At 67.5% G+C, this 24259-nt stretch carries 20 protein-coding genes; 4 read left to right on the top strand and 16 right to left on the bottom strand.

Translation table 11 applies throughout. The annotated features are described in order from the left end of the window. Window positions 1-27: 27 nt before the first annotated feature. Genes DV027_RS03905 through gltX form a run of 8 tightly spaced genes read right to left on the bottom strand, consistent with a single transcriptional unit; the run spans window position 28 to window position 12206 of the window. Window positions 28-1734 carry a S41 family peptidase gene (locus DV027_RS03905; protein ID WP_408884447.1) on the bottom strand — a complete coding sequence of 569 codons (1707 nt, stop codon included), beginning with the start codon at window positions 1732-1734 and terminating at the stop codon, window positions 28-30. Then, window positions 1731-3947 carry a ribonuclease R family protein gene (locus DV027_RS03900; RefSeq protein ID WP_130730745.1) on the bottom strand — a complete coding sequence of 739 codons (2217 nt, stop codon included), beginning with the start codon at window positions 3945-3947 and terminating at the stop codon, window positions 1731-1733. Before DV027_RS03900 ends, DV027_RS03905 begins: the two co-directional genes overlap by 4 nt. Before the next feature lie 32 nt (window positions 3948-3979). Continuing rightward, window positions 3980-6709 carry a type I DNA topoisomerase gene (gene topA / locus DV027_RS03895; protein ID WP_130730624.1) on the bottom strand — a complete coding sequence of 910 codons (2730 nt, stop codon included), beginning with the start codon at window positions 6707-6709 and terminating at the stop codon, window positions 3980-3982. A 45-nt stretch (window positions 6710-6754) separates the two neighbouring features. Beyond that, a complete protein-coding gene (dprA, locus tag DV027_RS03890) occupies window positions 6755-7918 on the bottom strand; it encodes a DNA-processing protein DprA (protein ID WP_130730623.1) in 1164 nt (387 codons plus the stop codon). After that, on the bottom strand, window positions 7915-8553 hold the full coding sequence (gene plsY, locus DV027_RS03885) for a glycerol-3-phosphate 1-O-acyltransferase PlsY (protein WP_130730622.1): 639 nt from the start codon (window positions 8551-8553) through the stop codon (window positions 7915-7917). Before plsY ends, dprA begins: the two co-directional genes overlap by 4 nt. Beyond that, complete coding sequence (locus DV027_RS03880; protein WP_130730621.1) at window positions 8550-9845, bottom strand: dihydroorotase; 1296 nt, start codon at window positions 9843-9845, stop codon at window positions 8550-8552. The genes plsY and DV027_RS03880 overlap by 4 nt, the downstream gene beginning before the upstream one ends. Further along, the gene (locus DV027_RS03875) at window positions 9842-10807 is read right to left on the bottom strand and encodes an aspartate carbamoyltransferase catalytic subunit (RefSeq protein WP_130730620.1); all 966 of its coding nucleotides are present in this window, start codon (window positions 10805-10807) and stop codon (window positions 9842-9844) included. Before DV027_RS03875 ends, DV027_RS03880 begins: the two co-directional genes overlap by 4 nt. Then, entirely contained in the window at window positions 10800-12206 is a 1407-nt protein-coding gene (gltX, locus tag DV027_RS03870; protein WP_130730619.1) for a glutamate--tRNA ligase, read from the bottom strand. Before gltX ends, DV027_RS03875 begins: the two co-directional genes overlap by 8 nt. A gap of 147 nt (window positions 12207-12353) precedes the next feature. On the opposite strand from gltX, the gene DV027_RS03865 reads away from it, so the two are divergent. After that, on the top strand, window positions 12354-14585 hold the full coding sequence (locus DV027_RS03865) for a ComEC/Rec2 family competence protein (protein WP_242621715.1): 2232 nt from the start codon (window positions 12354-12356) through the stop codon (window positions 14583-14585). Window positions 14586-14678: 93 nt separating this feature from the next. Here DV027_RS03865 and nth read toward each other — a convergent pair whose 3' ends face one another. Continuing rightward, window positions 14679-15377 (bottom strand): endonuclease III, encoded by a 699-nt coding sequence (gene nth, locus DV027_RS03860; RefSeq protein WP_130730618.1) that lies wholly within the window; start codon window positions 15375-15377, stop codon window positions 14679-14681. A gap of 181 nt (window positions 15378-15558) precedes the next feature. Here nth and DV027_RS03855 point away from each other — a divergent pair, with 181 nt between their 5' ends. Then, complete coding sequence (locus DV027_RS03855; protein ID WP_242621714.1) at window positions 15559-17343, top strand: ABC transporter ATP-binding protein; 1785 nt, start codon at window positions 15559-15561, stop codon at window positions 17341-17343. A gap of 151 nt (window positions 17344-17494) precedes the next feature. On the opposite strand, the gene DV027_RS03850 is transcribed toward DV027_RS03855, so the two are convergent. Genes DV027_RS03850 through hisB form a run of 7 tightly spaced genes read right to left on the bottom strand, consistent with a single transcriptional unit; the run spans window position 17495 to window position 22169 of the window. Next, a complete protein-coding gene (locus DV027_RS03850) occupies window positions 17495-17872 on the bottom strand; it encodes a histidine triad nucleotide-binding protein (protein WP_130730616.1) in 378 nt (125 codons plus the stop codon). Between the two features lie 25 nt (window positions 17873-17897). Further along, window positions 17898-18356 (bottom strand): phosphoribosyl-ATP diphosphatase, encoded by a 459-nt coding sequence (locus DV027_RS03845; RefSeq protein ID WP_130730615.1) that lies wholly within the window; start codon window positions 18354-18356, stop codon window positions 17898-17900. A 31-nt stretch (window positions 18357-18387) separates the two neighbouring features. Beyond that, on the bottom strand, window positions 18388-19149 hold the full coding sequence (hisF, locus tag DV027_RS03840; RefSeq protein WP_130730614.1) for an imidazole glycerol phosphate synthase subunit HisF: 762 nt from the start codon (window positions 19147-19149) through the stop codon (window positions 18388-18390). Continuing rightward, on the bottom strand, window positions 19149-20504 hold the full coding sequence (gene hisA / locus DV027_RS03835; RefSeq protein ID WP_130730613.1) for a 1-(5-phosphoribosyl)-5-[(5-phosphoribosylamino)methylideneamino]imidazole-4-carboxamide isomerase: 1356 nt from the start codon (window positions 20502-20504) through the stop codon (window positions 19149-19151). Before hisA ends, hisF begins: the two co-directional genes overlap by 1 nt. Then, window positions 20501-21181 carry an imidazole glycerol phosphate synthase subunit HisH gene (gene hisH, locus DV027_RS03830; RefSeq protein WP_130730612.1) on the bottom strand — a complete coding sequence of 227 codons (681 nt, stop codon included), beginning with the start codon at window positions 21179-21181 and terminating at the stop codon, window positions 20501-20503. Before hisH ends, hisA begins: the two co-directional genes overlap by 4 nt. Before the next feature lie 8 nt (window positions 21182-21189). After that, window positions 21190-21576: a hypothetical protein gene (locus tag DV027_RS03825; RefSeq protein ID WP_130730611.1), complete on the bottom strand. Its 387-nt coding sequence runs from the start codon at window positions 21574-21576 to the stop codon at window positions 21190-21192. Further along, complete coding sequence (hisB, locus tag DV027_RS03820; RefSeq protein ID WP_130730610.1) at window positions 21573-22169, bottom strand: imidazoleglycerol-phosphate dehydratase HisB; 597 nt, start codon at window positions 22167-22169, stop codon at window positions 21573-21575. Before hisB ends, DV027_RS03825 begins: the two co-directional genes overlap by 4 nt. Before the next feature lie 162 nt (window positions 22170-22331). Here hisB and DV027_RS03815 point away from each other — a divergent pair, with 162 nt between their 5' ends. Continuing rightward, the gene (locus DV027_RS03815) at window positions 22332-22919 is read left to right on the top strand and encodes a nitroreductase family protein (protein WP_130730609.1); all 588 of its coding nucleotides are present in this window, start codon (window positions 22332-22334) and stop codon (window positions 22917-22919) included. A 32-nt stretch (window positions 22920-22951) separates the two neighbouring features. After that, complete coding sequence (ubiM, locus tag DV027_RS03810) at window positions 22952-24133, top strand: 5-demethoxyubiquinol-8 5-hydroxylase UbiM (protein ID WP_130730608.1); 1182 nt, start codon at window positions 22952-22954, stop codon at window positions 24131-24133. Window positions 24134-24259: the final 126 nt, after the last annotated feature.

The raw sequence follows: 24259 nt of genomic DNA, 5'->3' as shown, positions 1-24259 counted from the left end.
AGCACAGTTTCAACCCGCGCGGGCTGCTCACCCCCCGTTTGGGGGGGCCGTGTCCTCTTCCGGTATGGCCGACAGGGCGGCGCGGTATTCCTCGGGGTTGTCGAGCAGGGAATGGGCGGCATCAACGTCGCTATCGGTGCCAATGGCGGCAGGGCAGGCCTTGCGGATGGCCAGGATGTGCGACAGGTCGGCAGGCGAGCGCACCTGGCGCGCCGCCATCACCCACTGTGCGCTGTCTGCCGTGCCTTCGGCCAGGTTCTGCAACTGGCGCTCGAGTTCGCTTTCGCCCCGGCTGGTGCAGACCTGCGGCATGACGCCCAGCCCCTGCAGCGGCCAGCCCAGCGGCGCGAGCACGCGACTCCATGTAACAAACAGCTCGGCCCCGTTGGGCATCTGGCCGATGGTCTGTACCAGCCCCTTGCCCAGCGTGGCGCTGCCAATCACCACGCCGCGCTTCTGGTCCGACAGGGCGGCGGCGAGAATCTCGGCGGCACTCGCGGTCCGGCCATCGACCAGCACGATAATGGGCAGGCCATTGGTCATGTCGCCGCCCTGCACGGCCCAGACATGGTTGGCCTGCGGGTCGCGCCCCTGCGTAATGGCGGCCACCCCGTGGTCGAGCATGAGGGCCGACGTGGTCACGGCTTGCTGCAGCACGCCGCCCCTGTTGCCGCGCAGGTCGAGAATCAGGCCCGCAATGCCGGGCACGTTCATGGCCTCATCGAGGTACTGGCTCATTTCCTCCGCCGTGTTGGCGGAGAAGGCGGTGATGTGCAGCACCACATGCTTGCCGCTGGTATAGGCGAACACCGTCTCGGGCGGGGTGGAGGCGCGATGCAGGGTGACCGTGGTCTGCCGCCCCTTCGCTTCCACTGTGATGCGCACGAGGCTGCCAGCGGGGCCATTGAGCCACGAGGTTACGGTATCGACCGTGCGGGACTCGGTGGAGCGGCCATTGACCGCGCGCACGATCTGCCCCGCCGCCAGGCTGGTGGGCCAGGCGGGACCGTTGGCGTTGACCGCCGTGATCTTGATTGTGTGGTGGTCCAGCCCCAGCGTCAGCCCCGCCGTGGCCTCGCCCCCGGTGCGGGTGCTGCGGTCCGATACGGCGGCGCCGGGCGGGACATAGCGTGAATAGGGATCAAGATGATTGAACAGCTCATCGAAGAAGCCCTGCAGCACCCCGTCCTGCCCGGTGTTGCGCATGGTGGGCGAATGCCGCCACGCCACATCGAGGATGCGGGTGATGGCAGCACTCCATCCCGCCACGTCATCGGGCGGGGGCACGGGCAGGGCGAGCACGGTCTTCTGGGTGGCGGCAAGTTGCAGGAAGCCGTGCTGCTCATCAATGCTGAGCGAGGGGTCGAGCGCGCTCAGCCCGTTCAGCCCCCACAGGGCAAAATCGTGAATCGCGTGGCTTTCGAGCGTGCGGGGCTGCAAAAAGGCCAGACTCGCCTGCATGACAGAGGACAGCACGGCCAGGTCCATACCGGGCATGTCCGGGTTTTCCACGCTGTCCTCATGCAGCGGTGGCTGCGGGGTGGGCGTGCGCGGGGTGGCGGGCAGGTCATCGGCGCAGGCGGCGGTGGTCAGCCGGGCAATGATGAGCAGCAGGATGAACGTATCACGCGGGAGATGGCCCAGCGTGGACATGCGCCGCCGCCACGTGCCCGTCCCGTCGCCGCACGGCTTCATGGGCCGGGCGATGATGACGGGAAACAGGGCGCGTTTCACGGCCTGCGTTTCCGCAGGCGGGGTGCCACGTCGGGCAGGGCCAGAAGGACGGTGCCCCGGATGGCGCATGCTTCTTCGATCCGTACGCGCAGAGCCTGACCGGGGCGGAATGCCATGGTCGTGTCGCGTGCATGCAATGTCTGCGTTTTTTCATCGTGATGCCATTGATCTTCCGGCAGGGCAGACATGGGCAGCAGGGCGGAGGTTCCTGTTGCATCCAGCACGACAAAAATACCGAATCGGGACAGGCTGGAAATATGCCCGTCCATCTCGGTGCCGATCCGCGCCTCAAGCCAGGTCGCGGCGTAGCGCTCCAGCGTCTCGCGCTCGGCCTGGGCCGCGCGGCGCTCGGTGCGGGTGATGGCCTCGCCTACTTCTTCCAGCGCCTCGTGGCCGGGTGCCGGGCCGGGCTCGAGCCCGGTGGCGACGAGCAGGGCGCGGTGGGTCAGCAGGTCGGCATAGCGGCGGATGGGGCTGGTGAAATGCGCGTAGGCCGCAAGCGAGAGGCCGAAATGACCGACCGGCTCGGGGCTGTATTCCGCCTGGTTCTGCGCGCGCAGGATCAGTTCATTGACCAGGGCGGCCTGATCGGTGTCGCGCACGCTGTCCAGCACGCGATCCAGGTCGGCGGCACGCAGGCTGCCCACGGGCGGCAGCTTCAGGCCCATCAGGTCGAGCGTGCGGCGCAGGCTTTCCAGCCGCTCGGGGGTTGGCGGGGCGTGGATTCGGTACAGGCAGGGAATATGCCGTGCTTCAAGGCAGCGGGCGGCGGCGACATTGGCCGCGATCATGAATTCCTCGACCAGTCTGTGGCTGTCGAGGCGGATTCGCGGCGCAATGGCCGTGATCTGGCCCTCATCCCCCAGCCGCACCAGCCGCTCGGGCAGGTCGAGGTCCAGCGTGCCGCGCGCGCGCCGGGCATGGGTGAGGCAGGTCCACGCGCCAAACAGGCTGTCGAGCAGCCCCGGCGGCAGGGCCTGCATGGTGGTGTCGGGCGTGCCATCGCGCGCGGCCTGTACCTGCTCGTAGGTCAGGCGGCCGGCACTGCGCATGATGCCCCGGCCAAAGCGCGCGTTGCTGGTCATGCCATCGGGCGCCACGTTCATGGTCACGAACAGGCAGCCCCGCTCCTCATCGGGGCGGAGCGAGCACCAGCCGTTCGAGAGATCCTCGGGCAGCATCGGGATCACCCGGTCAGGGAAATAGACCGAATTGCCGCGCAGCCGGGCATCGCGGTCGAGTGCCGTGCCGGGGCGCACGTACCAGGCCACATCGGCAATGGCAATGGTGATGCGAAACCCTTCGCCATCGGGTTCGGCGTAGATGGCATCATCAAAATCGCGTGCGTCTGCGCCATCGATCGTGACCAGCGGCATGTCGCGCAGGTCGGTGCGGCCTGCGGGGGCAACGCCACGGGCGGCCTTTGCCTGGGCCAGCGCCTCTGTGGGGAAGACGTGGGGAATGCCCAGCATGGCGACGGACACCATGCTGATGGTGCGCGCATCGCCCTGCGGGCCAAGCCGCTCGATGATGCGCGCGGGGTGCAGCCCCGGCCCGGACTGGGGCAGGGGGGTGGCGATGACAATCTCGTTATCCGGCGTGCCGTCATCCTCGCCTGCAGGAATGACCCATTCGGCCTTGGCGCGCCGGTCTGCGGGGGTGAGGCGGCCAGCGGGGCGGAATCGGGCCGGGGTGCTGGCTGCCGGGTCATCAGGCGGCAGGGTGCGGAACAGGCCCACGATCTGGGTGGGCGCATCACTCACGCGGCGCAGCGTGCGGCCTTCATATCTGCCAGGCCCCACCCGGCGCAGGCGGGCCACCACGCGCTCGCCCGGGGCAAGGGCGGCGCGGCCGCGCAGTTCGGGGTGCATGAACACGGTAGGCGGCGGGCCTTCGCCATCCCACTGTACGGGCCGGGCGATGGGGTCGCCATCGGCATCGGTGCCGGTGACCTGCACCACCATGGATTCGGGCAGCCGGTCCGATACACGAAAGCGCCGTGCGCCAGCAGGGGCCAGCGTGCCATCAAGCGCCATGTCGCGCAGCATCTGGCGCAACGCCGCCTTGTGCTCCGGCCCAAGACCGAATTCGCGGCTGATCTCGCGCTTGCCGATGCGCCCTGTCGCCCCTTCGATAAACGCACGAAGCTGCTCACGATCGGGCAGGCCACCCGTACGGGCTGGCGGCGTGCCCGTGGGCAGGCGGTCCGGCATCTCGGGAGTTGCTGGACGCTGCCGCTTCATGATCAGTCCGTCTCGCTTTCAGTCTTGGCCGGGGCGGCCTTCTTGCGGGTGGTGGTGGTCTTTTTGGCGGCTGGCTTGGCTGCCGTCTTTTTCGGGGCTGCCTTTTTCTTCGGTGCAGCCTTTTTGGGTGCGGCTTCCTTGCCGTCCTCGCCTTCCGCCGCCTTGGCCTTTATCTTGCGGGCTGCGGGCTTGCGGGCGGTGGTGGCCTTCTTGCCCTTGGCCTTGAGCGGCTTGCCCTTTTCGGTCAGCAGCGTCAGGGCTTCCTCCATGGTCACGTCGTTCATGTCCTGCCCGCGTGGCACGGTAGCCACGATGGAGCCGTGCTGGACATACGGGCCAAAGCGGCCCTTGCGCACCATGACCGGCTCGCCATCCTTGGGGTGCGGGCCGATGGTGCGGATCGAGGCCAGCTTCTTGGCCAGCGCATCGACCGCGCGGTTCAGCCCCACGGTCAGGACATCGTCATCCTTGTCCAGCGAGCCATAGACCGCGCCCATCTTCACATATGGCCCAAACCGGCCCAGCCCCGCCTCGATCGGCTCGCCCAGCTCGGGGTGAATGCCCACGATGCGCGGCAGCGACAGCAGGCCCACCGCCTGCTCGAGCGTGATCTTGTCGCCATCGAGCCCGCGCGGAATGGTGGCGCGTTTCGGCTTGGCCTTCTTGTCCTCGGGGTCGGGCTCGCCCTGCTGCACGTACAGCCCCCACGGGCCACGGCGCACGGTCACGTCCTCGCCCGTGGGGGCCGTGCCCAGCACGCGCATGCCGTCCTTCAGGGCGGCGGCATCATCGCCTTCCTTCGGGTCGGCCACGAGTTTGCGGGTGTACTGGCACGTGGGGTAGTTCGAGCAGCCGATGAACGCGCCATAGCGCCCCAGCTTGAGCCCCAGCCTGCCGGTGTTGCACGCCGTGCACAGGCGCGGATCCTGCCCGTCCTCCCGCGCGGGGAAGAAATAGGGCGAAAGGTCCGCATCCAGCGCCGTAATGACGTCGGATATCTTGAGGTCCTTCGTCTGGTCCACCGCGTGCGAAAAGTCAGACCAGAAGGCGGACATCACATCGCGCCAGTTGGCCCGCCCGCCTGAAATGTCATCAAGCTGTTCCTCAAGCCCTGCGGTGAACTGCGTGTCCACGTACCGCTCGAAGAACGAGGTGAGGAAGGCCGTGACCAGCCGCCCGCGATCCTCGGGGATGAAGCGGCGGTTCTCAAGCTGCACGTAATTGCGGTCGCGCAGCACGGTCAGGATGGAGGCGTAGGTGGAGGGGCGGCCAATGCCGATCTCTTCCATCTTCTTGACCAGCGAGGCCTCCGAATAGCGCGGCGGCGGCTGGGTGAAGTGCTGGTCCGCCGTGACCTCGCCGCGCCCGATGGCGTCGTGCTCCTTCATGGAGGGCAGCATGCGGTCCTGCTCGTCCTCCGCCTTGGCGGGCGAGTCGTCGCGGCCTTCGCTGTAGAGTTTGAGAAAGCCGTCAAACGCGATCATGGAACCCGTGGCGCGCAGGGTCACGCGCTTTTGCCGGTCCACGATGTCAACCGCCACCTGGTCAAGCTCGGCGGACTGCATCTGGCTGGCGACCGAGCGCTTCCACACCAGGTCATACAGCTTCTTCTGCTCGGGCGAGAGGTAGCGCGCCATGTCGGCTGGCGTGCGGCGCACGTCGGTCGGGCGGATGGCCTCATGGGCTTCCTGCGCGTTCTTGGCCTTGGTGGAATAGATGCGCGGCTTGTCGGGCACGTACTCCTCGCCAAAGCTGTGGCCGATATGGCCCCGGATGGCGCTGATCGCCTCGCCCGCCATCTGCACGCCATCGGTTCGCATATAGGTGATGAGGCCCACGGTCTCGCCACCGATGTCGATGCCCTCATAAAGCTGCTGGGCCGTGCGCATGGCCACCTGGGCCCCCATGCCCAGCTTGCGCGAGGCCTCCTGCTGCATGGTCGATGTGGTAAAGGGCGGCGGCGGGTTGCGGCGCACCTTGCGGCGCTCGACCTTCTCCACCCCGAAGTCACCGGCCTCGACCGCGGCCTTGGCCGCCATGGCGCTGGCTTCGTTGTTCAGGTCGAACTGATCAAGCTTGTGGCCATCAAGATGCGTGAGCCGCGCGGTAAAGGCGGCGCCGGCGGGCGTGGTCATGCGGGCCAGCACGGACCAGTATTCACGCGGCTTGAAAATCTCGATCTCGGCTTCGCGCTCGCAGATCAGCCTAAGTGCGACCGACTGCACGCGCCCTGCGCTGCGCGAGCCGGGCAGCTTGCGCCACAGCACCGGCGAGAGCGTGAAACCCACGAGGTAGTCGAGCGCGCGGCGGGCGAGATAGGCCTCGATCAGCGGGAAGTCGAGTTCACGCGGATGGGCCATCGCGGCCTTGATGGCGCTTTTGGTGATTTCGTTGAAGGTGACGCGCTGCACCTCGATGCCCTTGAGGAGCTTCTTCTCCTCCAGGATCGAGCGCACATGCCACGAAATGGCTTCCCCCTCGCGGTCGGGGTCAGTGGCGAGGTACAGATGTGTCGCCCCGCGCAGCGCCTTGGCGATGGCCGCGATCTGGCGGCTGCCGCGCTCATCGGTTTCCCACACCATGGCAAAGCCTTCATCGGGCTTGACGCTGCCATCCTTGGGCGGAAGGTCGCGCACATGCCCGAACGAGGCCAGAACCGTATAGTTATCACCCAGATACTTATTGATCGTTTTCGCCTTGGCTGGCGATTCGACCACCACGACGTCAGTCATTCTGTCTCCGGATCACGATTCTCAAAACCTTGCTCTATCCCGCGCTCAGGCCGGGGGTGGACGCCGCACGACCAGATCCCCCGCGAGGAATTCGATCGTGCCCGCAATCTCCATTTCCGACAGGACGGTCAGGACTGCTGCTGTCGAGAACTGGCAGCGCCGTACGAGATCGTCAACAGGCGATGGCGTGAAAGATAGAAAACCTTCCACCATTTCATGCAGGTCGCCCTGGGCGCAGGGCGGTGGTGGCGGGTCTGGCTGCGGCGGGGCCAAGGCTTGCCCACCCGATGGGGCAGCATTGTGGCGCGGTGGGCAGGGCGGGGCGGAAAACAGGTCGTTTTCCTCTATTGTTTCAGGCAGTTCACGCAATATGTCGCGTTCGGTTTCGGTCACGACCGCGCCCTGACGCAGCAGGTCGTTGCTGCCCCGGCAGCGCGGATCAAGCGGCGAGCCGGGCACGGCGAAGATGGTGCGCCCGTAATCCAGCGCCATGCGCGCGGTAATCAGGCTGCCCGAGCGCAGTGCAGCCTCCACCACCACGCAGCCCAGCCCAAGCCCCGCAATGAGCCGGTTGCGGCGCGGGAAGTGCCGGGCCTGCGGCACCGTGCCCGGCGCGGCCTCGGTCACGACCGCGCCGGTGCGGGCAATCTCGGCCTGCAGGGCAGCATGTTCGGGCGGGTAGGGGCAGTCCAGACCGCCCGCGATGGCGGCAACCGTGCGGCCCGCCGTCATGGCGCCGCGATGGGCCGCGCCATCAATGCCGCGCGCCAGCCCCGATACGGTGTGCACGCCGTGTGCCGCCAGCAGGGCGGCCAGGCTCTCGGCCATGCGCAGGCCGCCTGATGAGGCATTGCGCCCGCCCACGATGCCCACCATGCGGGCGGACAGAAGCGTCACGTCGCCCAGTACCGACAGCACGGGTGGCGCATCAGGCAGTGCGGCCAGCAGGGCCGGGTAGCCGGGCTGGCCATGCACCAGCAACGTGCCGCCCAGCGCCTGCAGGCGTTCAAGTTCGCGCAGGCCGTCATCACGCGGGTAGAGCGGGCCGATGGTGCGGCTGATGCGGGTGGCCCCGCGTTCGAGCATGGCGAGGGCTGCTTCAACACTGCCATGGGTGCGGACGAGCTTGCGGTAGCTGACCGGGCCGATGCCGTCCGTTCGCGCCAGCCGCAGGCAGGCCAGCGCCGTTTCGGCATCGGGGGGATTCATGTGCTTTTCTGGCCGATTCTGGGCTCGGTGCCCTTGAGCAGGCGGGTAATGTTGGCGTGATGGCGGATGAGGATCATCACCGCGATCAGTACCCCGGCCAGATAGGCGGGGGAATGGAAGTCAATGCGGCCGGGCCGGATCATGAGCAGGGGCAGGGCGGCAAAGGCAACGATCGCGCCTGCTGATGAAATGCGCGTGACCTTGGCAAAGATCAGCCACAGCGCGCAGCAGCACAGCCCCACCCCGGGCATGAGCGCCAGGATGCACCCCAGCCCCGTGGCCACGCCCTTGCCGCCCTTGAATTTGAGCCAGACGGGAAAGCAGTGCCCGGCCACGGCAAAGATAGCGGCCAGCGATTCGGCGGCCAGCGTGTGGAACGGGCACAGCACGAAGGCGCAGAACACCGCGAATGCGCCCTTGGTGCCATCCAGCGCCAGCGTGCCCGCGGCCAGCCCCTTGCGCCCCGTGCGCAGCACGTTGGTCGCCCCGATATTGCCCGAGCCGATCTTGCGGATATCGCCCCCACCCGACAGCGCGGTGAGCACCAGGCCAAAGGGAATGCTGCCAATCAGGTAGGACAGGAAGGCGACACCGCCCATCAGCGGCAGGTCGTAGGTAGGAATGCCGTAGATCATGCGGCCTGCGCCCCGAACACGCGCACGCCCTTCTTCCACGTGCCCAGCACGCGGCCTTCCAGCGCGCGGCCATCGAACGGGGTGTTCTGCGCCTTGCCCGGCAGGTCGCCCGCGCGCACCACCCAGGCGGTGTCGGGGTTGAACAGGCACAGATCGGCAGGCATGCCCACGGCCAGCGTGCCCGCCTGGCTGCCCAGCACGGCAGCTGGGCGGTGCGTGAGCAGGCCAATGGCCTCCATCATGCCAAGATGGCCCGCATGCACTTGCGCAAGTGTTATCGCAAGCAACGTGCACAGCCCGGTGCCACCGGCGGCGGCCACGGCAAAGGGCTGGCGCTTGTCATCGGCATCACACGGCATGTGGTCGGATGCGATGGCGTCGATCGTGCCATCGGCCAGGGCAGCGCTTACGGCGCGGCGGTCGGCCTCGCTGCGCAGCGGCGGCGAGAGCTTGGCATAGGTGCGGAAATCCCCGATCACCGTCTCGTTGAGGTCGAAATAGGGTGGTGCTGTATCGCAGCTCACGCGCAGGCCATCGGCCTTGGCATTGCGGATCAGGTCCAGCCCGTCGGCGGTCGAGACATGGCCGAAATGCAGCCGCCCGCCGGTCATGCGCGCCAGCCGCAGGTCGCGTGCGATCAGGATGGCCTCGGCGGCTGCAGGAATGCCCGGCAGGCCGAGGCGGGTGGCCAGTTCGCCATCAGTCGCGCAGCCGCCGCGCGCGAGCGAGGGGTCTTCGGGGTGCTGCACGATCAGGGCGTTGAAGCCTCTGGCGTAGGTCAGCATCTGGCGCATCATGCGGCTGTCGGCAATGGCGTGCGGGCCATCGGTAAAGGCAATGGCGCCCGCTTCGGCCAGCAGGCCGATCTCGGCCATTTCCCTGCCCGCGCATTCCCGCGTCAGGGCGCCATAGGGCAGGATGTCGATCATGCCCGTTTCCTCGCCACGCGCGCGCAGCAGGCGGGCAAGGGCGGGGTTGTCGATGGTCGGGCTGGTATTGGGCAGCACGGCGATGGTGGTGATGCCGCCGGCCACGGCGGCGCGCGCGGCCGAGAGCACTGTCTCGCGGTATTCGTAGCCGGGCTCGCCAATGGTCACGCGCATGTCTACAAGGCCGGGGCACAGCACGAGCTGGCCGCCGCCATCAATCACATCCGCCCCTTCGGGCGCGCCTTCGGCGTTTGGTGCGTCGGTGCCTGCAATCAGGCCATCGTGCACCAGCAGGCGGCCGGGGCGGTCCGTGTTGCTGGCGGGGTCGATCAGGCGCACATTTTCAAAAACAACCGGCTTCATGCGCCTTCTCCCCCGCGTGCGAGCAGGTCGAGCACCGCCATGCGCACCGCAACCCCCATTTCCACCTGTTCACGGATCACGCTCTGGTCGGAATCGGCCACGCGGCTGTCAATTTCCACGCCCCGGTTCATCGGGCCGGGATGCATGACCAGCGCATGCGGCTTCGCCAGCGCCAGGCGCTTGTTGTCGAGACCATAGAAGCGGAAATATTCCCGCGCGCTGGGCACCTGCGTGCCCTTCATGCGCTCGCGCTGCACGCGCAGCATCATCACCACGTCCACGCCGCGCAGGCCGTCTTCCATGGTGTGATGGATGCTGACCCCCAGCGCGCCAATGGCGCCGGGCACCAGCGTGGGCGGGCCCACCACGCGCACCTGGCAGCCCAGTGCGGTAAGCAGGTGAATGTTGGAGCGCGCGACCCGGCTGTGGCTCACATCGCCGCAGATCGCCACCGTCAGCCCCTCGAACGTGCCGAAATGGCGGCGGATGGTCAGCGCATCGAGCAGGGCCTGCGTGGGGTGCTCATGCGTGCCGTCGCCCGCATTGACCACGCTGGCTTGCACCTTCTGCGCCAGCAGCGCGGGCGCGCCGGACTGGGCGTGGCGCACCACCAGCAGGTCGGCATGCATGGCGTTGAGCGTTGCCGCCGTGTCGAGCAGCGTCTCGCCCTTGTTGACCGAGGAACTGGCCACGGTCATGTTCACCACATCCGCGCCCAGCCGCTTGCCCGCCAGCTCGAACGAGGTGCGGGTGCGGGTGCTGTCCTCAAAGAACAGGTTGATGAGCGTGCGCCCGCGCAGCAGGTCGCGCGGGGTCTTGCGCGAGCGGTTGAGCAGGGCGTAGTGCTCGGCCAGGTCCAGTATGGGCATGATCCGGCTCGGATGCATGCCCTGCACGCCCAGCAGGTGGCGTGTGGCCGGGGTGGCGAAGACGTTGCTACCGTGGCTGCCGCGCTCACTCATGGGCGGCAACCGCGTTGATGCGCGCCAGAACCTCGTCACGGCCAAGGGCGAGCAACGTGTCATCAATGCCGGGCGACATGGTGCTGCCGGTCACGGCGGCGCGCAGCGGCTGGGCCACCTTGCCCAGCTTCATCTCGTGCGTCTCGGCAAACTGGCGCAGTGTCGCGTCGATCGCCTCCTTGCTGAAGGGCTCGGTTGCCTTCAGCGCCGCGGCCAGCCTGCCCAGCATCACGCGGTTTTCCGGGGTGAGCTGCTTTTCGGCCTTGGGGTCGAAGGCCAGTGGCAGCGAACGGCCGAGGAAGGCCGCGTTATCGGCCAGTTCCACCAGCGTCTTGGCGCGTTCCTTCAGGCCGGGCATGAGTGCAAGCACCTTGGCGCGGGTGGCATCCGATGTATCCACGCCGTCCATCTTGCCCAGCCGTTCCATCACGTCGTTGGTCAGGCGGGTATCATCGGCCTGGCGTAGCCACACGCCGTTGATGTGCAGCAGCTTGGCGTAATCCATGCGCGAGGGCGAGCGGCCCACGCCATCGAGGTCGAACAGTCTGATCTGCTCCTCGCGCGAGAGGATCTCGGCATCGCCGTGGCCCCAGCCAAGGCGCAGCAGGTAGTTGTTGAGCGCCTCGGGCAGGTAGCCCATCTCGCGGAACTCGACGACCGACTGCGCCCCGTGCCGCTTGGACAGCTTGGCCCCGTCGGGCCCGTGAATCAGCGGCAGATGCGCGAAATGCGGCAGCTTCCAGCCCATGGCGCGATAGATCATGGCCTGGCGGAAGGTGTTGGTCAGGTGGTCATCGCCACGGATGACGTGGGTGATGTCCATGTCATGGTCATCGACCACCACGGCAAGCTGGTAGACCGGCGTGCCATCGGCGCGCAGGATGATCATGTCATCCAGTTCGGAATTGGCCACGCGCACGTCGCCCTGCACCAGGTCGTGGATGGTGGTTTCCCCCTCGCGCGGGGCCTTGATGCGGATGGTGTAGGGGGTGTTGGCGGGAGCCTCGGCGGGGTCGCGGTCGCGCCACATGCCGTTGTAGCGGGGGGGACGGCCCTCGGCCATCGCCTTCTCGCGCATTTCCTTCAGTTCATCGGCCGTGCAGTAGCAGCGATAGGCCAGTCCCTTTTCCAGCAGTTCATGCGCCACCTCGGCATGGCGGGCCTGGCGCGTGGACTGGAAGACCGGCTTCTCGTCGGATTCGATGTCCATCCAGGCCAGGCCGTCGAACAGCACGTCGACCGCCTGCTGGGTCGAGCGTTCGCGGTCGGTATCCTCGATGCGGAGCACGAACTGCCCGCCGTGGTGGCGGGCATAGAGGAAATTGAAGAGGGCGGCACGGGCGTTGCCGATATGCAGCAGGCCGGTGGGGCTGGGAGCAAAACGCGTACGGACAGTCATGAACCGGGTTCCTAGCATGTTTTCGCCCTGCTGACAGGGGGCACTCTGGCGTGAAAACCGTTCCGCCCGCTAGGGTGTGCATTCCTGCCACGCCTTTTACGCGCATCATGGGGGTCTCCTGTCGGGTCTGTCTGCCATTTGCCATCAATGCCGATGCCGCTGGCCTGCCATGGGGGCGTGGGCAGCCGCCCGGCGGGTGGCGATTTTGGGCCGCGCAGTGGCATCCTTCGGGCGGGGTGGTCTGTGAGCCGGGTGCCGGCGCGCCTGCGGGCTGCGTTCACGGCGTGGCTGTGGGGGCAGAACACTCGCCTGGTGCTGTGGCTGCCGGTGGCCCTTGCAGGTGGCATCATTGCGTATTTTGCCCTGCCGTCCGAGCCGGGCGGGGTGGTTGTGGCAGGGGGCGCGCTGGCCTGCATTGCCGCGCTTGCCTGCCGCCTGCTGTGGCCTGGCCGGCTGGCCGTGCGGCTGGGCGCGGGCGTGGTGGGCGCCGGTGCCGTGGGGCTGCTCGTGGCATGGGGGCAGGCATGGCGCATGCCGCCTTTCCCCGACCTGCCGCGCCGGGCGGTGCATCTGTCGGGGGATGTGAGCGGGGTTGAGGTGCAGCGTCTGGCCGATGGCACGCAGGCGCTGCGCGTGGCGTTGCGCGGCGTACGCCTTGAGGATGGGATCAGCACTGGCATGCCGCCCCTGCGGCGGTGGCTGTCCGTGCGGCTGCGGGCCGATGATCCCGCGCGGCCCATGCCGGGCGATGGATTCCGGGTGCGTGCCCTGCTTTCGCCGCCTGCCTTCCCCGATGTGCCGGGCGGGTATGATGCTCAGCGCCGGGCGTGGTTTGCAGGCCAGGCAGGCCATGGCCGCGCGCTTGACCGGGCCACGATTACGCCTGCGCGGGCCGGTGGCGGGGCGGCGGGCTGGCTTGCGGGCCGGCGGCAGGCGCTGGCGGAGCGGATTCGTGCGGCCCTGCCCGGCACGCGCGGCGATATTGCCGCAACCATTCTGGCGGGGGCCGATGGCGTGGTGGCGGCCCCCGAGCGCGAGGTGTTTGCCGATGCGGGGCTGGCCCACCTGCTGGCCGTGGCGGGACTGCATCTGGCGATTGTGATGGGGCTGGTCATGGTGGTGCTGCGCACGGGGCTGGCATTGAGCGAGCGCGCCGCGCTGTACTGGCCGTGCCGCCAGATCGCGGCGGTGGGCGGGCTGCTGGCGGGTGGCGGCTACGTACTGCTGACCGGCGCGCACCTGCCCGCCCTGCGCAGCCTGCTCATGGCGGGACTGGCGGTGATGGCGCTGCTGGCGGGCAGGCGACCGCTGTCGCTGCGTGCGCTGGCGGTGGCCGCGACGGTGCTCATGGCCCTCAACCCGGAGGGCGTGACCGAGCTGCCGCTCCAGATGTCGGTAGCTGCCGTCATGGCGCTGATTGCGGGGTTTGACGCGCTGCGGCCTGCCCTGTCGGGCTGGGAGCATGATGATGTCTGGCTGCGGCGGGTTGCCGCCCGCCTGGCTCACCCACTTGCGGCCAGCGTGCTGGCGGGGAGCGCGTGCCTGCCGGTGGGCATGGCGCATTTCGGCACGGTGCAGCCATGGTTCGTGCTGGCCAACCTGCTGGCGGTGCCGCTCATGTCGGTCTGGATCATGCCATGGGGGCTGGCGGCGCTGGGGCTGATGCCGCTGGGGCTGGAAAAACTGGCCCTTGTGCCCATGAGCTGGGGCATTGGCGTGGTGGCATGGCTGGCGCATCTGGTCGCCCGCCTGCCCATGGCGCGGATGGGCGTGCCTGCCCTGGGCAGTGTGGGGCTTTGCGTGTTCTTCGTGGGGTTGTGCTGGCTGTGCCTGTGGGTGGGGCGGGTGCGGCTTGTGGGGTTTGCGCCGATCGTGCTGGCGGTGCTCTCGCCATGGATGGCGACACGCCCGGTGCTGCTGCTGGCCCCTGATGCGCGCATGGCGGGGATTGTAACACAGGGCCGCCTGCTGACTGGCCCCGGCACGCACCCTGATCCCTTCGCGCTGCGCGAATGGCAGCGCGTGACCGGCCTGCCCGCAGGCGTGCTGCCTGCCGAGGGAAGGGTGGGGACTGTGGCGTGCCACGCCGGGATCTGCCGCGCGGGCGATATCGTGCTGGTTCTTGCCAATCGCCCGCCTGCGCCCGGCCTGTGCCAGGGGGCCGGGCTGCTGGTCAACCTGCCGGGCACGTGGGGGTGTGACGGCGTGCCCTCCATCGGGCGTTTCGACCTGTGGCGCAACGGCGCTTATGGCATTGACCGCCGGCCCGATGGCGGGCTTGTGGTGCAGACGGACCGCGCCGTGCGCGGGGCGCGGCCTTGGGTGATGCGCCCCGGTGGAATGGGGCTGCCCAACCTGCCGCTGGCGCAGGCGGAATAGGGATTCGGTAAAAATGATAAAAGTTTTTGGGTGCCACCTTTTTTCAAAAAGGCGGCGTCCTTTCGAAGCTTTTTGAAAAAAGCGTCTATCTGTTCATGCCGGGGCCAGTCGCAGTTCGTCCTTCAGGCGGTACTGGCACGGTTCAAAGGCGGGGCAGCGCCAGCATTCGGGCTTGCGGGCCTTGCACACATAGCGCCCGTGCAGGATCAGCCAGTGATGGGCCGGGCGCAGCATGTCGGGCGGAATGCGGCGGACCAGCTGGTCCTCCACCGCGCGCACACTTGCCCCGGGTGCAAGCCCCGTGCGGTTGCCAATGCGGAAGATGTGGGTATCCACCGCCATCGTGCTGTCGCCAAAGGCCACGTTCATCACCACATTCGCAGTCTTGCGGCCGACACCGGGCAGGGATTCAAGGGCGGCGCGGTCATGGGGCACCTTGCCATCAAAACGATCAAGCAGCTGCCGCGACAGCGCCACCACGTTACGCGCCTTGGTGCGCCACAGCCCGATGGTACGGATATGCGCCCCCACCTTTTCCTCGCCAAGCGCCACCATGGCCTGCGGGGTCGGCGCATCGCGGAACAGGTTGACGGTCGCCTTGTTGACCGAGGCATCGGTGGCTTGTGCCGAAAGCACCACCGCAACCAGCAGCGTGTAGTCATCCACAAAGTCGAGTTCGCTCTCGGCATCGGGGTTGGCAGTGGCCAGCAGGCTGATGAAGGCGCGGACTTCGGCCAGCGTCATGGCGCGGCGGGCAGGCTTGGCTCTGGTGCGGGCGGGGGGTGTTGGCATCGGCTACTCGCTGGGGTGGATTGGTGCGTATTGTGCGGCGTAAGGGTGGGGTCTGTAAATTGCCCGGGCATCTCATAACCCGGTAGAGGGGCCTTGCATGCCACGCGGGGCGGGGCTAGTCGTTCCAGCCCTTTGCCGTGGCCGGTCCTGGCCGCGTTTTTTGCATTCTGGCGTGGTGGGCATGGCTTCTCCTTCTTCCCGATCCCTCACGCGGCGGCATGAATTTGCTGCCGTCCTGGGCTTTGTGTGGCGCCGGTGGCGGGCGTGGCCTGCCCTGCTGGCCGGCACGCTGGCGGGTATCGCGCTGGCTACGGTTGCGGATGTGATGATGCCGCTGCTGGCAGGCTGGCTGGTCGATGACGTGTCGCACCCCGCGCAGGCAGCGACCATTCACCGCGCCATACGCGATGTTGCGGGGCTGACCGGGCTGGGCGTGGGCGGCATCGTGGCGCGGCGCATGGCTTATGTAACCATCTCGCACCTCACCTCCCGCGTCATGACCGGCATCGTGACGGAGGCGTTTGGCCGCGTGCAGCGCTTCTCCAGCGAGTGGCATGCCAGCAATTTCGCGGGTTCGACCGTGCGGCGCATCACGCGCGGGCTGGGGGCGATCGACACGCTGGGTGACACGGTGCTGCTCATGCTGGTGCCCGAGGTGATCGTGCTGTGTGCCACGACCGGCGTGCTGGCCTTTCACTGGGCGCTGATGGGGCTGGTGTTGGCGGTGGGGGCGGCGGCCCTTGTGGGGCTCTCGGTCGTGCTGACGCTGCATTATGTCGCGCCATCCGCCCGGCTGGCCAATGCGTGGGATACGCGCATGGGGGCCACCCTGTCCGATGCCGTGACGTGCAACGCCGTGGTCAAGGCCTGCGGGGCGGAGGGGCGCGAGGATGCCCGGCTGGCCTGGGTGGCGGGAAGGTGGCGGCAGCGCATGGTGCGCTCGTGGCTGCGCGGCACCGACAGCGCCAATTTGCAGAACCTTGCCGCCCTGCTCATGCGCATGGCGCTGATTGCCGGGGTGGCGGTGTTGTGGGTGCGTGGCCGTGCCGGGCCGGGGGATGTGGCTTATGTGCTGACCATGATGTTCGTGATCCAGGGCTACCTGCGCGATATCGGCCAGCAGATTTCGGTCGTGCAGCGCTCGGTCAACGAGATGGAGGAACTCGTTGCCCTGTTCGCCATGCATCCCGGCGTGGCGGACCGGCCGGGTGCCCCGGCGCTGCGCGTAACGCAAGGGCATATCCGCTTCGAGCATGTGCGCTTTGGCTACGTGCGCCAGCACGGGCGGGTACTGTTTGATGACCTCAGCCTTGATATCGCGCCCGGCAGCCGGGTGGCGCTTGTTGGTCCGTCGGGTTCGGGCAAGACCACGCTCACGCGGCTGCTGCAACGGCTTTATGATGTGCAGGCCGGGCGCATCACTATTGATGGCACGGATATTGCCACGGTGACGCAGGCCAGCCTGCGTGGGCAGATTGCCATCGTGCCGCAGGAGCCGCTGCTGTTCCATCGCTCGCTGGCCGAGAACATTGCCTATGGCCGCCCTGACGCCACGCCAGCCGAGATCGCCCACGCTGCCCGGCAGGCCAATGCGGCGGACTTCATCGACCGCCTGCCGCGCGGCTATGCCACCATGGTGGGTGAGCGCGGGGTCAAGCTCTCGGGGGGCGAGCGCCAGCGCATTGCCATTGCCCGCGCCTTTTTAAGCCAGGCGCGCATCGTGATCATGGATGAGGCGACATCGAGCCTCGACTCCCAGTCCGAAGTGCAGGTGCAGCAGGCGATGGAGCGCCTCATGGCCGGGCGCACGGTGCTGGTCATTGCCCACCGGCTTTCCACCGTGATGGGGCTGGACCGCATCATCGTCTTCCGCCATGGCCAGGTGTGCGAGGATGGCCCCCATGCCGCCCTGATGCAGCGTGAAGGCGGGCTGTATCGTGACCTGTTTGAACTGCAGTCCCTGTAAAAGACTGTTCATTATAGAAAGTTTTTGGTGAAGCTTTTTTCAAAAAGCTTCGAAGAACGCCGCCTTTTTACAAAAAAGCGGCGCCCTGCAAGCTGTCATGCGTGTGCTCATGGAGTGGCGCCATCAGGCAACCGCCCCTGTCTGCCCGGCTTCAGCCCGGCAGCATGGCGCCAAGCGGGCGGCCACCAAACAGGTGCACATGGAAGTGCGGCACTTCCTGCCCACCCTCGATGCCAGTGTTCGACACCAGGCGGTAGCCCGGCGCTTCCAGCCCGAGGTCACGCGCGACCTTGCCCACCGCCCGGGTGAAGCCTGCGATTTCCGCCTCGCTCGCCCCGGCGCTGAAATCGGCAAAGGAAACATAGGCCCCTTTGGGGATCACCAGCACATGGATGGGCGCCTTGGGGGCGATGTCATGGAAGGCGAGGGCGTATTCATCTTCATACACCTTCCTGCACGGCAGTTCCCCGCGCAGGATGCGGGCGAACACGTTCTGCGGGTCATAGGCGCCGGTGCCATTTACGGGCATGGGTCTTGTCTCCTGTTGGGGTGGCTCAGGCCAGCGGGTCGCGCGGGCGCGCGGCTTTCTCGGCCACGCCGCTCGTGCCTTCACGGCGCAGCAGTTCGGCCCAGACCTCGGCCGGTTTCACGCCCGCATCCACCCACATCACGATCAGGTGGTAGAGCACGTCCGCACTTTCGCTGATCAGTTCCTCGCGGTTGCCCGCCACGGCCTCGATCAGGCATTCCACGGCTTCCTCGCCGAATTTCTGCGCAATCTTGCGCCGGCCCCGGGCAAGGAGGCGGGCGGAATGGCTGACGGAGGGGTCCGTGCCCCGGCGCGATTCCACAACATCGAACAGGCGGTCGAGCACATCAGGTGTCGCGGGGCCTACGGCCTCGATCTCGATGGTCGCGGCAGGGGCCTTGCGTGCGGCCGCCTTGCCGGAGGCCGGTTTGGCCGGGGCGGCCTTGGCGGGCGCGTTCTTGCGGGATTTTTCTGGCTTGGCCATGACAATGCTCCGATAGGCGGGAAAGGGAGGATCAGGCGGTCTGTCTGACCGGCAGGCCCGCTTGCGCCAGCGCCTGCTTGACCTGTGGAATGGTGAACTGCCCGAAGTGGAATACGCTGGCCGCCAGCAGGCCGGTCGCACCCGCGCGCGCGCCCTCGACAAAATGGTCGAGCGTGCCGACCCCGCCCGAGGCCACGATGGGAATGCGCACCGCCGCATTCGCCGCCCGCAGCAGGTCAAGGTCGAAGCCCTTGCCGGTGCCATCGCGGTCCATGCTGGTCAGCAGGATCTCGCCCGCGCCACGTTCCGCCACTTCCCTGCACCAGTCAATCACGTTGCGCCCGGTGGGGGTGCGGCCGCCATGGGTGTACACTTCCCACCCGCCATGCCCGTCGCTACGGGCATCAATGGCGACCACCACGCACTGGCTGCCGAATTTCTGCGCGGCCTCGCTCACCAGTTCGGGCCGGGATACGGCAGCCGAGTTCATGGCGCATTTATCAGCGCCCGCCAGCAGCAGGCGGCGCATGTCATCGGTGGTGCGCACGCCGCCGCCCACCGTCAGCGGCAGGAAGATGCGCTCGGCCGTGCGGCTGACCACGTCAAGGATGGTGTCGCGGTTTTCGTTACTGGCGGTAATGTCGAGGAAGGTGAGTTCATCCGCCCCCGCCGCGTCGTACACGGCGGCCTGTTCCACCGGGTCGCCCGCATCGCGCAGCGAGACGAAGTTGACCCCCTTGACCACCCGGCCGTTTTTTACGTCCAGACAGGGAATGACGCGCAGCTTGAGCATCAGGACAGGACCCGCAGGGCTTCACCAAGGTCGATGCGGCCATCATACAGCGCGCGGCCCACGATCACGCCTTCAATGCCCGGCGCCTGTGCCGTGGCCGCCCGCAGGGCTTCAAGATGGGCCAGGTTGCCCACCCCGCCGCTGGCAATGACCGGGATGGAGAGCGCATTGGCCATGTCGGCGGTCTGCTCGATGTCGATGCCGGTCAGCATGCCGTCGCGGCTGATCTCGGTGAAGATGACGGCGGCCACACCGGCATCCTGCATGCGCAGGCCGAGATCGACGGCTTTCATCTCCGATGTTTCGGCCCAGCCTTCGGTCGCTACCTGGCCGCTGCGCGCGTCAATGCCCGCCACGATGCGACCGGGGAACAGGCGGCATGCCTCGCGCACCAGCTCGGGGTTCTTGACCGCGATCGAACCCAGAATCACGCGGCTGATCCCGGCATTGAGCCATTTGCCGATGCTTTCAAGGTCGCGCAGGCCGCCGCCGAGCTGCACCGGCACCGAGGCATTGGCGATGATGGCCTCGATGGCCTCGGTATTGGCCGAGCGCCCGGCAAACGCGCCGTTGAGGTCGACCACATGCAGCCACGAGCAGCCGGCATGGATCCATGCCCGCGCCTGCGCGCCGGGGTCATCGGAATAGACGGTGGCGTTGTCCATCTCGCCACGGCGCAGGCGCACGCATGTGCCATCCTTGAGGTCGATGGCGGGGTAGAGGGTCAGGCTGTGTCCGGTCACGGGGGCATGTCCTGCTGCAGGGATGGGGGTGGAGGCAGCCTGCGGGTGGGCGGGCACGATCCGCTCGTTATCCTGCAGGCGCTTGGTGAAGAACAGGCCGCGCACGGTGCGGCCATCGGTGCGGGCATAGCTGGGGTGGGTGCCCCAGTGGTGGAAGCCACTGCTGCGGAACAGCCGCACGGCCTCGGCCTGGGTCTCGCGCACGTCGAGGTTGATGATCTGGTAGCCCATGCTGCGCGCGCAGTTTTCCACCTCGGTCAGCAAAAGGCGGCCCAGCCCCAGCCCGCGCGCGTAGGGGGCGATGTAGAAATGCATGAGGGCAGCGCTCATGGCCTGCGCCTCGTTGTTGCGCGGCGGGCGCACGAGCTGGGCGGAGCCTACGATCATGTCATCGAGCCGGGCCACGAACATCTGCCGCTCGGGCACCAGCAGCACGCCACGGAAGTAACGCTCCAGCGTCTCGCGCGGGGGCGGGGCCAGCCAGCCAAAGCCGCCGCCATCAAGTATGGCGGCGTTGGTTGCATCACACAGGGCGTGCAGGTCGTCCTCGTGCATGTTGTCGAGCAGGCGTTCGGCATGCAGCGTGCCGGCAAGGGTGGCCTGGCGGGTCATGGCGCGGGGTCCGGCGCGGGCGTCCAGCGCAGGAAGTTGGACAGGATGCGCAGCCCGACCTGCTGGCTTTTTTCCACGTGGAACTGGGTGCCCGCCCGGTTGCCGCGCGCCACGATGGCGGGCACGGGGCTGCCGTAATCGGTGGTGGCCACCATGTCGGCGCTGTCATAGCCCGCCAGTGCGAAGGAATGAACGAAATAGCCATGCGCACCTGCCGCCAGCCCTTCGGTCAGGGGGTGGGCGCCGGGGGTGAAGGCCAGTTCGTTCCAGCCCATCTGCGGCAGGCGCAGGCCGGGGGCCTCCATCAGCGCGATTTCCCCTGCAATCCAGCCAAAGCCGGGGGTGACGCCATGCTCGCGCCCGCGCTCGGCCATGAGCTGCATGCCAACACATATGCCCAGGAACGGCACGCCGCCATCGGTTGCCGCAACAATCGCATCACGCAGGCCGGGCCGGGCCGCAAGCCCTGCCGCGCAGTCGGCAAACGCGCCCTGTCCGGGCAGGACGATGCGGTCGGCCTGCAGGACGGCCTGCGGGTCCGCCGTGATGGTGACGGTGGCGTCGATGCCGCTATCGGCTGCCGCCCGTGTCAGGGCGCGGGCGGCGGAGGCCAGGTTGCCGCCATTATAGTCGATCACCACGATGGACCGGGGGCGGGAGGATGCGGGCGCGGGCATGGTCTGCCTCATGATACGGGGGAAGGGAGGGGAACAGGCCGGTTATGCTCCAGCCAGCGCAGCACGGCGGCGTTGCGGTCCGGCGCATACACGCCCGGCACGGGGGCATAGCCGCGCAGTTGCAGTTCCCATTGCCGGATTTCTGGCGTGTTGAGGGCCAGCAGCAGATGCAGCCCGCCCAGCACGGGCAGGGCAAGGGCCAGCGGCACGAACTGCATCAGCAGAATGCTCACGCCCCCCGCCAGCAGCCCGCTGATGAAACACCCCCGCAGCAGCAGTCCGCCCCAGCCGCACAGCAGCACCAGCCACGACATGCGGCAGGCCACCATTACCGGCCAGCCCCGCGTATCGGCGGGCCTGCCCGCAGGCGGCAGCAGGGCGGAATAGAATGTCACAGGCTGCCCTTGGTGGAGGGGATGATGCCACCCGCGCGCGGGTCGGGCTCGCTTGCGGTGCGCAGGGCGCGGGCCAGCGCCTTGAAGGCGGCTTCGGCAATGTGGTGGCAGTTATGCCCCGCGCGCTGGATGACATGCAGCGTGACCAGCGCGCTCATGGCGAAGGCGCGGAAGAATTCCTCGAACAGTTCGGTGTCCATCTCCCCGATCTTGTCGCGCCCGAAGGTGACGGACCACGCCAGGAAGGGGCGGCCGGAAATATCTACCACCGCCTCGCACAGCGCCTCGTCCAGTGGTACGGTGGCGCTGCCGTAGCGGCGGATGCCGCGCTTGTCGCCAATGGCCTGCGCGAAGGCCTTGCCCAGGGCGATGCCCGTATCTTCCACCGTGTGGTGATAGTCGATATGCAGGTCGCCTCTGGCGGCAATGTCCAGATCGCACATGCTATGGCGGCCAAGGGCTGTCAGCATGTGGTCAAGGAAGCCGATCCCGGTGTCGATGCGGGTCTGGCCGGTGCCATCGAGGTTGATGGTCACGGTAATGTCGGTCTCGCTGGTGGCGCGATGGACCGTGGCTGTGCGCGGGCTGTTCATGCCCCCCTTCTACAGAAGGCCGGGGCCGGAATCCATACCGATCCCGCCCGCGCCGCGCCGCCCGGGCATGCGTATTGGCAGGGCCGGGCGGTTGCGGCATGGTGTCGCGCGCGTTGGCTTCTGGCCTGCTGCTGCGTGTCTTCATATCAAGGGAATGACCATATGACATCGCTCGATCTTCTCCTGTCACGGTTTTCCACCGATGCGCTGGCGGAACCGGCCCCCGCGGGTGACGTGCTCGAGGCCATCCTCTCCACCGCCATGCGTGCGCCCGACCATGGCAAGCTGCGCCCGTGGCGCTACGCCATCGTGCAGGGGGAGGCACGGGTGAAGCTGGCCGAGCGCGTGGTGGCCAGCATGAAGCGGCTCGACCCCGATGTGGCGCCCGCCAAGGTGGAAAAGCGTTTCTCGCGCATGTCCACCATGCCCATGACCATCGTGCTGGGCATGCACCTGCGGCCCGAGAACAAGATTCCCCTGCTGGAGCAGGAACTGGCCGTGGGGGCTGCCGCCATGAACATTCTCAACGCCCTGCACGCCACGGGCTTTGGCGGCGTGTGGGTGAGCGGCGATGTTGCCCATGACCCGGAATTCGCTGCCGAGATGGGCTTCCCCGCGCCGCACAAACTGGCCGGTTTCCTGTTTGTCGGCACGCCCACGGCGCAGGCGAAAGCCCCCTCGCGCCGCCCGGTTGATGATTACGTGGCCCAGTGGACCGGTGCGCCCGCCTCGTTCGGCGCGGATGCGTAACCCCTGAAGGCCACACGGACAGGAACCCAGCCATGACCTATCATGATGTCACCATAATGGGTGGCGGCCCGGCAGGGCTTGCCGCCGCCCTGTCGCTCGAGGCCCGTGGCCTGTCCGTGGCTGTGCTCGAGCGCACGCCGCAGGCCCCGTGGGCGGAGCCGGGCTTTGACGGGCGCGAGATCGCGCTGACCCATCATTCGGTTGCGGTGCTCAAGGAGCTGGGGGCGTGGCCGCATATCCCTGAAGTGGCCATCTCGCCCCTGCGCGAGGCGCGGGTCGAGACGGGGCGGGGCAACCACCCCCTCCAGTTTGATACGCAGGGCCGGGGCGTGGATGCGCTGGGCTATCTGGTGTCCAACCACTGCATCCGCCATGGCTTATATATGGCAGCCAGCCAGCGCCCTGGCATCAGCCTACTTGGTGGCACCGCCACCCGCCATATCCGCCGCATCGGGGAGGATATGGTCGTGGTGCATGATGGGGGCGAGATCACCTCGCGCCTGGCCGTGGGGGCTGATGGCCGGTTTTCCCAGATCAGGCGCTCGCAGCGCATCGGGGCGATCGTGCATGACTTCAGGCGGTCCATGCTGGTCTGCCGCATGGCGCATGACCTGCCGCACCATCATGTGGCCACCCAGTGGTTTGACGAGGGGCAGACCGTTGCCCTCCTGCCGGTCAATGGCGGGGCCTCGTCCATCGTGCTGACACTGCCGACCGAGCAGATCGAGCGGCTGCGCACGCTTGAGCGCGATGCCTTCAATGCCGAGATCATGGAGCGGGTGGGCAGACGGCTGGGCAACATGCGGCTGGTCAGCACGCGGCATGCCTATCCATTGCGGGGCGTGTATGCCCATCGTTTTGCAGCGCCAGGCTTTGCACTGGTGGGCGATGCCGCCGTGGGCATGCACCCGATCACTGCCCATGGCTTCAACCTCGGGCTGAAAGGGCAGGAGACACTGGCGCAGGAAGTGGCTGCGGGCATGGCGCGCGGCGAGCCCGTGGGTAGCCTGTCCGCCCTGCGGCGTTTTGAGCGGCGGCACCGGATGGAAACCGCCCCCCTGTTTGCCGCCACCAATGGAATCGCCACACTTTATACGCGTGATGAACTCGCTTTCCGCGTGCTCAGGCAGGCCGGGCTGCGCGTGGCGGATGCCCTTTCGCCATTTAAATCAGCGGTGACAAATATGCTGATGGACCGGAAAGCGGCGTCCTAGCAGGCTTTTTGGCGCATCGGGGTGTTTGGGGCCGCGACTTTTTTCGCCCCTGCTGCGATTTTCTGATTGACGGTATGTGATGGTGGTCCTATATCCCCAATCACCGGCGGCGCTGAGGAAACTTCT

The sequence above is a fragment of the Komagataeibacter xylinus genome (genome assembly GCF_004302915.1).
GTDB lineage: Bacteria > Pseudomonadota > Alphaproteobacteria > Acetobacterales > Acetobacteraceae > Komagataeibacter > Komagataeibacter xylinus_C.
Note: the sequence above shows the minus strand (reverse complement) of the source record. Positions and strands in the feature narration are given on the sequence as shown.